This window comes from Rhodococcus sp. B50, from assembly GCF_013602415.1.
GTDB lineage: Bacteria > Actinomycetota > Actinomycetes > Mycobacteriales > Mycobacteriaceae > Rhodococcus.
On record NZ_WPAG02000002.1, the window covers coordinates 761,828 to 775,449 of the forward strand.

The following is a 13,622-nucleotide window of genomic DNA, read 5'->3' on the forward strand; positions in this document are numbered from 1 at the left end:
TGGCACGCGTGACCCGTGCATCCACTTCCGCGACGTCCACCGCGGCCACCGACGACCGCCCGACCCTGCTGCTCCTCGACGGCCATTCGCTCGCGTTCCGCGCGTTCTACGCGCTGCCCGCCGAGAACTTCAAGACCCACAGCGGGCAGACCACGAACGCGGTCTACGGGTTCACCTCCATGCTCATCAACCTGCTGCGCGACGAACAGCCCACGCACGTCGCGGCGGCATTCGACGTCAGCCGCAAGACCTTCCGTGCCGAACTGTTCGCCGCCTACAAGGCCCAGCGCAGCGCCGCGCCCGACGATTTCAAGGGCCAGATCGACCTCACCAAGGACGTCCTCGGCGCGATGGGTATCCCGGTCATGGCGATCGAGGGTTACGAGGCCGACGACATCATCGCCACGCTCGCCACGCAGGCGCATGCCCAGGGCTTCAAGGTGCTCGTGGTGACGGGCGACCGCGACGCGCTCCAGCTCGTCAACGGCGACATCACGGTGCTGTACCCGCGGCGCGGCGTCTCCGACCTGACGCGGTTCACCCCCGAGGCGGTGGAGGAGAAGTACGGGCTCACCCCCGAGCAGTATCCCGACTTCGCGGCGCTGCGCGGCGACCCGAGCGACAATCTGCCCGGCATCCCCGGTGTCGGCGAGAAGACCGCCGCGAAGTGGATCCGCGAGTACGGAAGCCTGAGCGGACTCGTCGACCGGGTCGACGAGGTACGCGGGAAGACCGGAGACGCGCTGCGCGAGAATCTGTCCAACGTGCTGCTCAACCGTCAGCTCACCGAGATGGTGCGCGACGTGGCGGTGCCCTACGCCCCCGAGCAGCTCGCGCTCGCCCCGTGGGACCGCGACCGGATCCACCGCCTCTTCGACGATCTCGAGTTCAAGGTGCTGCGCGACCGGCTGTTCGAGACGCTCTCGTCGGCCGAGCCCGAGGCCGAGGAGGGCTTCGAGGTGCGCGGCGGGATCGTCGAGCCGGGTGCTCTCGGCGACTGGCTGGCCGAACACGCTCCGGCGGGCCGACGACACGGACTCGCCGTGGTGGGCACCGGCACCCCCTACGGCGGCGACGCGACCGCGATCGCCGTCGCCGGGGCCGACGGCGAGGGTGCCTACGTGAGCACCGTGGCGCTCACCCCCGAGGACGAGAACGCCCTCGCTGCATGGCTCGCAAATCCTGCGGTGGAGAAGGCGGTGCACGAGGCGAAGCCCGCCATCCACGCGCTGCGCGGTCGCGGCTGGTTGCTCGCCGGCATCACCAGCGACACGGCGCTCGCCGCCTATCTGGTGCGGCCCGGGCAGCGCTCGTTCAAGCTCGACGACCTGTCGCTGCGCTACCTCAAGCGGGAGCTTCGGGTGGAAGAGTCCGGGGCGCAACAACTCTCGTTGCTCGACGACGAGGACGCGGCCGACGCACAGGCGGCCGAGGCCCAGATCCTCGCGGCGCGCGCCGTCGTCGACCTCGCCGCGGCCCTCGACACCGAACTCGGCGACATCGAGTCGGTGCGGCTGCTCACCGAGATGGAACTGCCTCTGCTCGAGGTCCTTGCGGACCTCGAGGCCACCGGCATCGCCGTCGACGCGACGCACCTGCACGACCTGCAGTCCGAATTCGCGGCCCAGGTCGCCGCGGCCGCGAACGCCGCCTACGAGGTCATCGGCAAGCAGATCAATCTCGGTTCGCCGAAGCAGCTGCAGGTGGTGCTGTTCGACGAGCTCGAGATGCCGAAGACGAAGAAGACCAAGACCGGCTACACCACCGACGCCGACGCGCTGCAGAACCTGTTCGACAAGACGGGCCACCCCTTCCTCGAACACCTGCTCGCGCACCGTGAGCACACCAAGATGAAGACCACCGTCGACGGGCTGATCAAGTCCGTCGCCGACGACGGCCGCATCCACACCACCTTCAACCAGACCGTCGCGGCGACGGGCCGGCTCTCGTCGACCGAGCCGAATCTGCAGAACATCCCGGTGCGGACCGAGGCCGGTCGCCGGATCCGCGACGGCTTCGTCGTGGGCGACGGCTTCGACGTGCTGCTCACCGCCGATTACAGCCAGATCGAGATGCGCATCATGGCGCACCTGTCGGCCGACGAGGGGCTCATCGAGGCCTTCCGCACCGGCGAGGACCTGCACACCTTCGTGGCGTCGCGCGCGTTCGGGCTGCCGCTCGAGGAGGTCACCCCGGAGCTGCGTCGCCGGGTCAAGGCGATGTCCTACGGCCTCGCCTACGGGCTGAGCGCCTACGGATTGGCCCAGCAGCTGAAGATCTCCACCGACGACGCCCGCGAACACATGGAGGCCTATTTCACCCGCTTCGGCGGCGTGCGCGATTACCTCTACAACGTGGTCGAGGAGGCCCGCAAGGTCGGCTTCACGTCCACCCTGTACGGCCGCCGGCGGTACCTGCCCGACCTCAACAGCGACAACCGGCAGCGCCGGGAGATCGCCGAGCGCGCCGCGCTGAACGCCCCCATCCAGGGCACGGCCGCCGACATCATCAAGGTCGCGATGATCGACGTGCAGAAGGCGCTGAACGAGGCCGGGTTGCGGTCGCGGATGCTGCTGCAGGTGCACGACGAACTCGTGCTCGAGGTGGTCGAATCCGAACGCGAGCAGGTCGAGGCGCTCGTGCGCGACAAGATGGATTCGGTGATCGAGCTGTCGGTGCCGCTCGAGGTCTCGGTCGGCTACGGCCGCAGCTGGGACGCCGCCGCACACTGAGCCCTACAGGAACACCGAGACGCACATACGACGGCGCCCGCCCCCGGAATTCCGGGGGCGGGCGCCGTCGACGCGAGTGGGTCAGCCCTGCTCGGCGCGAGCCTCCGCGATCTGCTTGCGCACATCGTCCATGTCGAGGTTCTTCACCTGCGAGACGAGATCCTCGAGGGCGGCAGGCGGAAGAGCGCCGGCCTGGTTGTAGACGAGGATGCCTTCGCGGAACGCCATGATCGTGGGGATCGAGCGGATGTTCGCCGCCGCCGCGATGGCCTGCTCGGCTTCGGTGTCGACCTTCGCGTGCACGACGTCGGGGTGCTTGTCCGAGGATGCCTCGAAGGTGGGCGCGAACTGCTTGCACGGGCCGCACCAGTCGGCCCAGAAGTCCACGAGCACGATGTCGTTGCTCGTGACGACCTCGTCGAAGTCCTGCTGAGTGAGAGCCTTGGTTGCCACGGAAATCCTTTCGGTCGGGCGTGTCGACGGGTCCAACATCCGGCCGCCGTTGTTTCTTCCCGTCACGTGTTCCTTTCGCCCACGCTACGTGACGGCACCGCTTCGGGGGACGCGTCGAGACGGGCGAATCGACGGATGCGTCACACGCCTACAGGCTCGACGGCGCGACGGAAGGTTCGGCGATAGGCCTGCGGTGTGGTCTGCCGCAGCCGCAGGAAATGCTGACGCAGCACCGCGGCGGTGCCGAACCCGACACGGTCGGCCACCACGTCCACGGGAAGGTCCGTCTCCTCGAGAAGCCGCTGGGCGGCCAGTACCCGCTGGTCGCGGAGCCAGCGGGCGGGGGTGGCCCCGACTTCGGCGACGAAACGACGCGCGAACGTGCGTGCCGACATGTGTGCCTTCCGGGCCAAGGCGGCCACGGGGAGTTCCTGATCGAGATGTGCGCTCATCCAGTCGAGCAGCGGCGCCAGCGACTCGTCCTTGCATTCGGGCAGCGGCATCGCGACGTACTGTGCCTGTCCGCCGTCGCGATGCGGCGGTACGACCATGCGCCGGGCGATCGTGTTGGCGACCTGCGCTCCCTGCACGGTGCGCACGATGTGCAGGCACAGGTCGATGCCGGCCGCGGTGCCTGCGGCGGTGAGCACGGACCGGTCGTCGACGTAGAGCACGTCCCGGTCGACCTGTGCTGTCGGGTACATCCGGGCGAGACGATCGGCGTGCATCCAATGGGTCGTGCAGCGGCGCCCGTCGAGTAGCCCGGCCGCGCCGAGGATGAACGCGCCGGTGCACATGCTCGCCACGCGCGCGCCTCGATCGACGGCTGCGCGCAGTTTCGCGAACAGCGGTTCGAGGCGCTCGTCGTCGAGCCCGATGCCCTCGCTGTTCACCGCCGGCAGCAGGATCAGATCGGCGTCGTCGAGCAGATCGAGCGTGTGAGGCACTTCGATGGTGTAGCCGAACCGGGTGTGCACGGGCTCGGTGGTCGCGGCGACGAGGTGGAAGTCGTAGGTGGGCAGGCCGTCGTCGGAGCGGTCGAACCCGAACACCTCGCACGCCACGCCGAGTTCGAACGTCTCGACGTAGGGGAGGAGGGGGACGACCACCTTCTCGAGCCGGCCGGTGATTCGAGGTGTTCCGGACACGGTATCCAGTGTGACAGCGCGATGGCAGAAAATCGAGGTTCTCCGACGATTCTGCCACTGTCGAGGCAGGCTCCGACGCAGCATGCTCGAAGCATGATCCTGACGGTCCTGGTTCTCCTGACGACCTTCCTGCTCCTCGACGTGCTGGCCCTCACCGGTCGCACGCCCGACACCCATCGGGAAGTGACGCAGTTCGGCGACTACCGCTTCTGAACCCCGCCCCTCACCGCGCTCAGGTGAGCAACCACTCCCGCTTGGCGTCGCCGTCCCAGCGCCGCACACCCGCGCTCGACCCGGACAGCTGCCGTTCCGGTGTCTGCGCCGCCACGATTGCCGCCCCGACCCGTGCGGCCGGCACCCGCCGTGCCAGGGTGACGTGCGGTGTCCACTCGCCCGGCCGGATGTGCGCCGGAATCCCCGGGCACTCCGCCAGTGACTCGAACACCCGCGCCTGGAGTTCGAGCAGGTCGATCGACGGCACGACCGTGCGGGCGAGCGTCGCGTACCGGCCGCCGAAGATCACCACACCGCCGAGCCGGACAGTGATCCGCCGGACCGTGATCGCGGCACGCACCGCGTCCTCGAGTTCGGGTGGCACGGCGTGAGCGACGAACAGCGTGACGTGCGGACGGTTGGATTCGGAACGGACGCGCGCCTGACTGTGCAGGCCTGCCTCGAGCAGGCGCGTCCACTCGTCGCGCACCGCCGCGTCGAGCGGGGTGTCGAGGAGGAGTTCCACCGACTGGACCACGGTAGGCAATGATGGCCGGGTGACCGACGACACCGCAATGCTTCAGCGCCACCGCATCGGACTTCTCGAGGGAGACGGCATCGGCCTCGAGATCGTGCCGGCGACCCGCAGGGTCGTCGACACCGCCGTCGCAGCAGTCGGGGGAGTCGCGATCGACTGGGTCCCGTTGCCGGTGGGCGCCACCGCCATCGACACCCACGGCAGTCCGCTGCCGCAGGAGACCCTCGACGCCCTCGCCGAGCTCGACGTGTGGATCCTCGGCCCGCACGACAGCGCCTCCTACCCACCCGAGTTCCGGGGGCAGCTCACCCCGGGCGGACGGATCCGCAAACATTTCGACCTCTACGCGAACATCCGGCCCGCCTGCGCGCTGCCCGGGGTGGCGTCGGTCTCGCCGAGGATGGACCTCGTCGTCGTCCGGGAGAACACGGAGGGCTTCTACGCCGACCGCAACATGGCCGTCGGCAGCGGCGAGTTCATGCCCACACCCGACATCGCGCTCGCGGTCGGGGTGATCACCCGCGCGGCCTGTGAACGCATCGCGCACACCGCCTTCGACCTCGCGTCGCGTCGCCGCAAGCGTGTCACCATCGTGCACAAGGCGAACGTGCTCTCCCGCACCACCGGACTGTTCCGGGACGTGTGCCAGGAAGTGGGACGCCTCTACCCGAGCGTCGCCGTCGACGACCAGCACGTCGACGCGATGGCCGCGCTGCTCGTGCGCCGCGGCGCCGACTTCGACGTGATCGTGACGGAGAACATGTTCGGTGACATCCTGTCCGACCTCGCCGCCGAACTCTCCGGCTCGCTCGGCACCGCGGCGTCGATCAACGCGTCGCGTACCAAGGCGATGGCTCAGGCCGCGCACGGCGCCGCACCGGACATCGCCGGGCAGGGCCGCGCCAATCCGATCGCGCTGATCCTCTCCGCCGCCATGCTTCTCGACCGCCTCGGTGCCCGAGCGGACATCGAGTTCTCCGCCGCTGCCCGCAACATCGAGGACGCGGTACGCGCGACGGTCGCGGCGGGTGTCGCCACCGCCGATCTCGGTGGTACCGCCTCGACGGACGAGTTCACCGCCGCCGTCGTCGCTCGCCTCGGGGCCTGAGCTTCGGGTTTGCATTCGCCCCCCTCCCGGGTTGGATACTGTTCGACTGTGAATCGAGCAGTGCACACCCGCCGCGCGACCTCGTGGGTGCGTGGTGGCGCCCGGATCCTGAGCCGGCTGGCGGGGGGAGTCGCGGTGCTCGCCCTCGCGACCGGGTGCGTGGTGAACACCGAATCGACCGTCCCGCCCGGCGACCGGGTCGGCGTCGAGAAGGTCGACGCCATCGCCGACCGGTTGCCACCCGACATCGCCGACGGCGGAACCCTCGACGTCGGGGTGAACGTCCCGTACGCCCCCAACGAGTTCAAGGACGACGACGGGACCATCGTCGGCTTCGGTGTCGAACTCGTCCAGGCCCTCGGCGACGTCCTCGGACTCGAGGCGGTGCTCAACGAAGCGGACTTCGACCGGATCATCCCGGCCGTCCAGGCCGGCACGTTCGAGATGGGCTCGTCGTCGTTCACCGACACCAAGGAACGCGAGGAATCGGTCGACTTCGTCACCTACTACAGCGCCGGGGTGCAGTGGGCGCAGCGCACCGGCGAATCCGTCGACCCCGCCAACGCGTGCGGACTGCGGGTGGCGGTGCAGACCACCACGATCGAGGACCTCGAGGAGGTCCCGGCCAAGAGCGAGGAGTGCGTCGCCCGCGGGCTGCCGCCCATCGACAAGGTCAAGTACGACAGCCAGGACGAGGCCGCCAACGCCCTGATCCTCGGCCGGGTGGACGCACTGTCCGCCGACTCGCCGGTCACGGCGTACGTCATCTCCCGCAGCGAGGGACGACTCGAGCCTGCCGGTGAGGTCTTCGACGCTGCGCCCTACGGATTCGTCGTCGCCAAGGGCTCGCCGTTCGGTCCCGTACTGCAGCAGGCGATGCAGTACCTCATCGACTCCGGTGCGTACGACGAGATCATCGCGCGCTGGGGCATGGAGGACGGCGCCATCACCACGTCGCAGATCAACGGCGCGACGAGCTGAGAAAGGGAACCATGAGCGAGTCCACGTCCGCGAGACCCGCGGAACAGCGACCGAACGAACCGGAGCCGATACGCGCAGTACCCCTGCGTCATCCCGGGCGATGGATCTCCGGCGCAATCGTCCTGATCGCACTCGGGCTGTTCGCCTGGGGAGCGGCCACCAACGAGGCCTACCGATGGGACATCTACGCCCAGTACCTGTTCGACGCCCGCATCACTGCGGCCGCCTGGAAGACCGTGCAGCTGACGGTGCTGGCGATGCTCATCGCCGTGCTCCTCGGCGTGGTGCTCGCGGTGATGCGCCTGTCCCCGAATCCCGTGCTGCGCTCGGTGGCGTGGCTGTACCTGTGGGTCTTCCGCGGCACCCCCGTGTACGTGCAACTCGTGTTGTGGGGGTTGTTCCCGTCGATCTACAAGCAGATCGACCTCGGAATCCCGTTCGTCCACCAGTTCGTCCACATCGACGTGCAGGGCCTGAACGCGGCGTTCCTGTTCGCCGTCATCGGCCTGGCGCTCAACGAAGCGGCCTACATGGCGGAGATCGTGCGCGCCGGCATCACCTCCGTGCCCGAAGGACAGCTCGAGGCGTCCACCGCGCTCGGCATGTCGTGGTCGCAGACGATCCGTCGTACCGTCCTTCCTCAGGCGATGCGGGTGATCATCCCGCCCACCGGCAACGAGCTGATCAGCATGCTCAAGACCACCTCACTGGTCGCCGCCGTGCCCTACAGCCTCGAGCTGTACGGCCGCGCCCGCGACATCTCGGGTGCGAACTTCCAGCCGATCCCGCTGCTCCTCGTCGCCGCGACCTGGTACCTCGCGATCACCAGCCTGCTCATGATCGGCCAGTACTACCTCGAACGGCACTACTCGAAGGGCCTGACCCGGCAGCTCACCGCCCGTCAGCTGCAGGCACTCGCCGACGCACAGAACGCACCGGTCACCGAGGCCGGCAAGCCGACGCCGAAGCCCGGCGCACCGGGGGAGGAACGCATATGACGTCCGTCGACACGCCGATGGTGCGGGCCGACCGGGTCTGCAAGAGCTTCGGCGCCGTGAAGGTGCTCAAGGGCATCTCGCTCGAGGTCGGACGCGGCCAGGTGACCTGTCTGATCGGCCCGTCCGGATCGGGCAAGTCGACCTTCCTCCGGTGCATCAACCACCTCGAGCGCGTCGATGCCGGTCGCCTGTACGTCGACGGTGATCTCGTCGGCTACGCCGAGCGCGGCTCGAAACTGTACGAACTGCACCCGCGTGCCGCCGCGAAGCAGCGTCGCGACATCGGCATGGTCTTCCAGCATTTCAATCTGTTCCCGCACCGCACCGTGCTGGAGAACGTCGTCGAGGCGCCGATCCTCGTGAAGAGGGTCAAGCGCGGCCAGGCGGTCGAGAAGGCCCGCGATCTGCTCGCCCGGGTGGGGCTGGCCGACAAGGTCGACGCCTATCCCGCGCAGCTCTCGGGTGGCCAGCAGCAGCGTGTGGCGATCGCCCGCGCGCTCGCGATGGATCCCAAGCTCATGCTGTTCGACGAGCCCACCTCGGCTCTCGACCCCGAACTCGTCGGCGAGGTGCTCGCGGTGATGCGCGATCTCGCGGCCGGCGGTATGACGATGGTCGTCGTGACGCACGAGATGGGTTTCGCCCGGGAGGTCGCAGACCAGCTGGTCTTCATGGACGGCGGTGTCGTCGTCGAGGCGGGCGATCCCCGCAAGGTCCTGGCCGACCCGAAGGAGAGCCGCACCCGGGAGTTCCTGTCCCGGCTGCTGTGAAGGCCGAACCCTGAAGCCGGCGTGGGTCGTGGGTCGGGGTCAGGCGGGTTTGCGGCTGCAGAAGATGGCGGTGCCCGGGAAGATCGATCCGCGCAGCGGACTCCACTGCCCCCACTCGCGATCGAGATGCTCGGGCCACTCGGGTTCGACGATGTCGTAGACCTCGAGCCCGGCGGCCACGAGTTCGCGCACCCGGTCGCCCACCGTGCGGTGGTGCTCGGCGTAGGTCGCGCGACCCGTCGGGTCGACCTCCACGTAGGGGGTCCGGTCGAAGTAGGGGAACATCGCGACCAGGCCCTGCTCGCCCGGGTCGTCGGGGAAGATCCACCGCATCGGGTGGTTCACGGAGAACACCCATCGTCCGCCGGGGCGCAGCACCCGCGCGACCTCGCGCATCACCCGGGCGGAATCGGCGACGAAGGGCACCCCACCGAAGGCCGAGCACACGACGTCGAAGCTGGCGTCGGCGAAGGGCAGGTTCTCGGCGCCGGCCTGTACGAGCGGAACCGCCGGGCCGGAGGCGGCCATCGCCGCGCGCCCGCGCTGCAGCATCCCCATGGAGATGTCCAGTCCGACCGCGCGGGCGCCCTGCCCCGCCAGCCAGCGGGCGCACGGGGCCGAACCGCATCCGAGTTCGAGAACGTCGCGTCCGGAGACCGGGCCGAGCAACTGCACATCGGCCTCGTGCAGTCCCTCCGGGCACCACACGAACTCGCCGTCGGTCGAATCCACGCCGAGGAACTCGCCGTGGGTGCGGTGATAGTCCTCGGCGTCGGCGTCCCACCACACCCGGTTCGCGCGTTCGCTTTCGAGGGAGCCGAGGCGGGTGCGGGTGGGCCGGGTCTCGCCGAGAACGGTCTCCGCGTTCGCGTGTCGCGTGGCTTCGTCGGTCCCGTCCGGGTCGCCGGAAAAGTCTGGGGAAGGGGTGTTCGCGGAGCCCGACATGTGCGTGAGCCTAACGGGTCGGCAGGACGGACCACGATATCGGTTTGCCCGGGTCCCCTCGAAGCGCGTAGCCTGGTGATCGCGAGTGTCCGCAGTTCGGCTCCAGGGCCGAGCGAGGAACTCGCCGTGACTCACACATCGCCGTATCGCAGTGGGTGATTCACGTGCCCGACCGAATTTGACCAACCGACTATCAACCCGTCCGGAGCAACTCAACACATGGCCTCCACCACCGTCACCTCGCCGCAGGTAGCCGTCAACGACATCGGCTCCGCCGAGGATTTCCTCGCCGCCATCGACGCCACGATCAAGTACTTCAACGATGGCGACATCGTCGAGGGCACCATCGTCAAGGTCGATCGCGATGAGGTGCTGCTCGACATCGGTTACAAGACCGAAGGCGTCATCCCGTCCCGCGAGCTCTCCATCAAGCACGATGTCGACCCCAACGAGGTCGTGTCGGTGGGCGATGAGGTCGAGGCTCTTGTTCTCACCAAGGAGGACAAGGAAGGCCGTCTGATCCTGTCCAAGAAGCGTGCGCAGTACGAGCGCGCCTGGGGCACGATCGAGGAGCTCAAGGAGAAGGACGAGGCCGTCAAGGGCACCGTCATCGAGGTCGTCAAGGGCGGCCTGATCCTCGACATCGGCCTGCGCGGCTTCCTGCCCGCCTCGCTCGTCGAGATGCGTCGCGTCCGCGACCTCCAGCCGTACGTCGGCAAGGAGATCGAGGCCAAGATCATCGAGCTCGACAAGAACCGCAACAACGTGGTCCTGTCGCGCCGCGCATGGCTCGAGCAGACCCAGTCCGAGGTCCGCAGCGAGTTCCTGCACCAGCTCCAGAAGGGCCAGGTCCGCAAGGGCGTCGTGTCCTCCATCGTCAACTTCGGCGCGTTCGTCGATCTCGGCGGTGTCGACGGCCTCGTGCACGTCTCCGAACTGTCCTGGAAGCACATCGACCACCCGTCCGAGGTCGTCGAGGTCGGCACCGAGGTCACCGTCGAGGTTCTCGACGTCGATCTCGACCGCGAGCGCGTCTCCCTGTCGCTCAAGGCCACGCAGGAAGATCCGTGGCGTCAGTTCGCCCGCACCCACGCGATCGGTCAGATCGTGCCGGGCAAGGTCACCAAGCTCGTTCCGTTCGGCGCGTTCGTCCGCGTCGAGGAGGGCATCGAGGGCCTCGTCCACATCTCCGAGCTGGCCGAGCGCCACGTCGAGGTTCCGGACCAGGTCGTTGCGGTCGGCGACGACGCGATGGTCAAGGTCATCGACATCGACCTCGAGCGTCGTCGTATCTCGCTGTCGCTGAAGCAGGCGAACGAGGACTACACCGCCGAGTTCGACCCGTCGAAGTACGGCATGGCCGACAGCTACGACGAGCAGGGCAACTACATCTTCCCCGAGGGCTTCGATCCCGAGACCAACGAATGGCTCGAGGGCTACGAGAAGCAGCGTGAGGAGTGGGAGTCCCGCTACGCGGAGGCCGAGCGCCGCCACAAGATGCACACCGCTCAGATCGAGAAGATGGCTGCCGACGAGGCTGCCGAGGCTGCGGCCGGCGTGTCCGGTGGCAACTACTCGTCCGAGTCGGGTGCCGAGGCGGCTCCGGAGACCACCGGCGGATCGCTCGCGAGCGACGCCCAGCTCGCCGCTCTGCGCGAGAAGCTGTCGGGCAACGCCTGACATATCGTTCCCACGGACGGCCCCGCACCATTCGGTGCGGGGCCGTCCGCGTTCCGGGGAATCGTTGCGCCGGGCGCGCAGTCGTTCCGGGACATGACGAGACCGACCCCCTCCGGAACGGAGGGGGTCGGTTGTCTGGACTTCGGTAGGCGGGCGTTCAGCTCACGGCGAGCTCAGCCCACGGCAGGAGTGGCCCACTGCGTGGGCAGAGCCGTCGCTCGCTTGCGCATCGCCGCGTGGCTGTGGCGCGCGTTCGTCAGCAGCGCGGTGAACCAGTTCCGCCGGTGCTCGGCGAGGGCGGCAGCAACCTCGGGGATGAGGATGCAGTGAACACCGTTTTCCATGCCGAGGCGATGCCGACCTGTGGTGGAGGTGGAGGATCGCATGGCCTGCCTTCTCGAATGCTCCGGACGAGCCGGGACGGACGCTTCGCAACGACGATATCGGACAGCCCGGCGAATTCTGCGCATTTACCCCAGGTGGGAGGGGGTGTGTCCGGTCGCCGAGTGGTGTTGCGACCGCCCCGTGACCCCGCCGTGATCGGTGTGTGATCCTGCGGGTGCTCCGGACGCTGGTCTCGACCACAGGATGCCCGACGGGCACCCGCACGGACACGACCCGGAGAGGCTCTACGGCACACCCCTTTTCGGTATGCACTACTGCACGACGGACGAGTACGTCGTCGCGCTGTCGCGCCGACGAGGTGCGAAGCGTCGTAGGGACCGCGGAGATGCCTCGGCGGCGCGGTGATGCGAGACTGGCAGCGTGCTGCGAATGGGGTTGACCGGAGGAATCGGTGCGGGCAAGTCGACCGTCGCCAAGGAGCTTGTCGAACTCGGGGCGGTGATCGTCGACTCCGATGTCGTCGCCCGAGAGATCGTCGCTCCCGGCTCCGACGGCCTCGCCGAACTCGTCGACGCCTTCGGCGAGGACATCCTGCACGCCGACGGCACGCTCGACCGCCCGGCGCTCGCGGCGAAGGCGTTCGCGAGCGACGACGCGCGCGCCGTCCTCAACGCCATCACGCATCCGCGGGTCGGCCGCCGCACCACCGAGTTGGTGGCCGCCGCGCCCGCCGACGCGGTGGTCGTGCAGGACATCCCCCTGCTCGTCGAGGGTGGCATGGCGCCGGCCTTCCATCTCGTCGCCGTGGTCCACGCCGACGAGTCCGAGCGGGTCCGCCGCCTCGTCGAGCTGCGGGGTATGCCCGAGGCCGACGCCCGGGCGCGCATCGCGGCGCAGGCGACGGAGGAACAGCGGCGTGAGGTCGCCGATGTCTGGCTCGACAACACCGGAGATCAGCAGGTGCTGGTCGAGCAGGTCCGCAGGCTGTGGAACGAGCGCCTGGTGCCCTTCGAGGAGAATCTGCGCACCGGCGTCGCGGTCGAGGCGGAACCGGTGCTCGTGCCCGCCCGCGAGGAGTGGCATCGTCAGGCCCAGCGGCTCATCGCCCGGCTGGCCCTCGCCGCCGGAGGCGCGGCGAAGCGCATCGACCACATCGGCTCCACCGCTGTGCCCGGTCTGGCCGCCGTCGACGTCATCGACCTGCAGATCACCGTCGGCGACCTCGCGGCGGCCGACGCGCTCGCACCCGCACTCGCTGCTGCGGGCTTCCCGCGCATCGACGACGTGGTGACCGACGAACCGAAGCCGTCCTACGGTGCCGGGGGAGAGACCGACCCGGCCGTGTGGGAGATGCGGTTGCACGGCAGCGCCGATCCCGGCCGTCCGGCGCGGGTGGCGGTCCGCGTGGACGGCTGGCCCGCCCAGCAGTTCGCGTTGCTGCTGCGCGACTGGCTGTCCGCGGTCGACACCGCGAAGCGCGAGTACGCAGACCTCAAGGCCGACGCCGCAGCCGAAGCAGGGCAGCGGTCCGACTCTGCCGAGGCGGCGGCCGCCTATGCGGCGCTCAAGGCGCCGTGGTTCGACCGTGCGCACCATCGCGCGTGGGAGTGGGCCGAGAGCACCGGCTGGTCGGCCTAGAGGCGTCCGGATCCGGCTGGATTCCCACCCGGGAATGTTCTGGGCGCACCGTCCGTTAGAGTAGTTGACAGTT

The 13,622-nt window shown here is 68.8% G+C and carries 12 protein-coding genes; 7 read left to right on the forward strand and 5 right to left on the reverse strand.

The window, feature by feature from the left end; all coding sequences use genetic code 11:
- Positions 1-8: 8 nt before the first annotated feature.
- The gene (gene polA / locus GON09_RS03910) at positions 9-2,732 is read left to right on the forward strand and encodes a DNA polymerase I (RefSeq protein WP_213930685.1); all 2,724 of its coding nucleotides are present in this window, start codon (positions 9-11) and stop codon (positions 2,730-2,732) included.
- An 81-nt stretch (positions 2,733-2,813) separates the two neighbouring features.
- Here the strand turns inward: polA and trxA are convergent, their stop codons facing one another.
- The 3 genes from trxA to GON09_RS03925 form a co-directional block, all read right to left on the reverse strand.
- Complete coding sequence (gene trxA, locus GON09_RS03915; protein WP_016691445.1) at positions 2,814-3,185, reverse strand: thioredoxin; 372 nt, start codon at positions 3,183-3,185, stop codon at positions 2,814-2,816.
- 140 nt (positions 3,186-3,325) lie between these two features.
- The gene (locus tag GON09_RS03920) at positions 3,326-4,294 is read right to left on the reverse strand and encodes a GlxA family transcriptional regulator (RefSeq protein ID WP_374195383.1); all 969 of its coding nucleotides are present in this window, start codon (positions 4,292-4,294) and stop codon (positions 3,326-3,328) included.
- A gap of 271 nt (positions 4,295-4,565) precedes the next feature.
- Positions 4,566-5,084, reverse strand: a complete 519-nt coding sequence (locus GON09_RS03925) for a 2'-5' RNA ligase family protein (protein ID WP_213930687.1) — start codon at positions 5,082-5,084, stop codon at positions 4,566-4,568.
- A 37-nt stretch (positions 5,085-5,121) separates the two neighbouring features.
- On the opposite strand from GON09_RS03925, the gene GON09_RS03930 reads away from it, so the two are divergent.
- The 4 genes from GON09_RS03930 (at position 5,122) to GON09_RS03945 (ending at position 8,941) form a co-directional block, all read left to right on the forward strand.
- Positions 5,122-6,192 (forward strand): isocitrate/isopropylmalate dehydrogenase family protein, encoded by a 1,071-nt coding sequence (locus tag GON09_RS03930; protein ID WP_213934264.1) that lies wholly within the window; start codon positions 5,122-5,124, stop codon positions 6,190-6,192.
- Positions 6,193-6,279: 87 nt separating this feature from the next.
- The gene (locus tag GON09_RS03935) at positions 6,280-7,173 is read left to right on the forward strand and encodes an ABC transporter substrate-binding protein (RefSeq protein WP_213934265.1); all 894 of its coding nucleotides are present in this window, start codon (positions 6,280-6,282) and stop codon (positions 7,171-7,173) included.
- A gap of 11 nt (positions 7,174-7,184) precedes the next feature.
- Positions 7,185-8,171 (forward strand): amino acid ABC transporter permease, encoded by a 987-nt coding sequence (locus tag GON09_RS03940; RefSeq protein WP_213930688.1) that lies wholly within the window; start codon positions 7,185-7,187, stop codon positions 8,169-8,171.
- On the forward strand, positions 8,168-8,941 hold the full coding sequence (locus GON09_RS03945; RefSeq protein WP_280521623.1) for an amino acid ABC transporter ATP-binding protein: 774 nt from the start codon (positions 8,168-8,170) through the stop codon (positions 8,939-8,941). Before GON09_RS03940 ends, GON09_RS03945 begins: the two co-directional genes overlap by 4 nt.
- Before the next feature lie 39 nt (positions 8,942-8,980).
- On the opposite strand, the gene GON09_RS03950 is transcribed toward GON09_RS03945, so the two are convergent.
- The gene (locus GON09_RS03950) at positions 8,981-9,886 is read right to left on the reverse strand and encodes a class I SAM-dependent methyltransferase (protein ID WP_213930689.1); all 906 of its coding nucleotides are present in this window, start codon (positions 9,884-9,886) and stop codon (positions 8,981-8,983) included.
- 219 nt (positions 9,887-10,105) lie between these two features.
- On the opposite strand from GON09_RS03950, the gene rpsA reads away from it, so the two are divergent.
- Positions 10,106-11,566, forward strand: coding sequence for a 30S ribosomal protein S1 (gene rpsA, locus GON09_RS03955; RefSeq protein ID WP_016934980.1), 1,461 nt, complete (start codon positions 10,106-10,108; stop codon positions 11,564-11,566).
- Positions 11,567-11,739: 173 nt separating this feature from the next.
- On the opposite strand, the gene GON09_RS03960 is transcribed toward rpsA, so the two are convergent.
- Positions 11,740-11,952 (reverse strand): hypothetical protein, encoded by a 213-nt coding sequence (locus GON09_RS03960; RefSeq protein WP_213930690.1) that lies wholly within the window; start codon positions 11,950-11,952, stop codon positions 11,740-11,742.
- A gap of 379 nt (positions 11,953-12,331) precedes the next feature.
- Between GON09_RS03960 and coaE the strand changes: the two genes are divergently transcribed.
- On the forward strand, positions 12,332-13,549 hold the full coding sequence (coaE, locus tag GON09_RS03965; protein ID WP_213930691.1) for a dephospho-CoA kinase: 1,218 nt from the start codon (positions 12,332-12,334) through the stop codon (positions 13,547-13,549).
- Positions 13,550-13,622: the final 73 nt, after the last annotated feature.

Bases quoted from the DNA above. Each gene is read 5' to 3' on its own strand.
- GON09_RS03930 (WP_213934264.1), top strand. From the start codon at position 5,122: ATGCTTCAGCGCCACCGCATCGGACTTCTCGAGGGAGACGGCATCGGC.
- GON09_RS03940 (WP_213930688.1), top strand. From the start codon at position 7,185: ATGAGCGAGTCCACGTCCGCGAGACCCGCGGAACAGCGACCGAACGAA.
- GON09_RS03945 (WP_280521623.1), top strand. From the start codon at position 8,168: ATGACGTCCGTCGACACGCCGATGGTGCGGGCCGACCGGGTCTGCAAG.
- GON09_RS03950 (WP_213930689.1), bottom strand. From the start codon at position 9,886: ATGTCGGGCTCCGCGAACACCCCTTCCCCAGACTTTTCCGGCGACCCG.
- rpsA (WP_016934980.1), top strand. From the start codon at position 10,106: ATGGCCTCCACCACCGTCACCTCGCCGCAGGTAGCCGTCAACGACATC.
- GON09_RS03960 (WP_213930690.1), bottom strand. From the start codon at position 11,952: ATGCGATCCTCCACCTCCACCACAGGTCGGCATCGCCTCGGCATGGAA.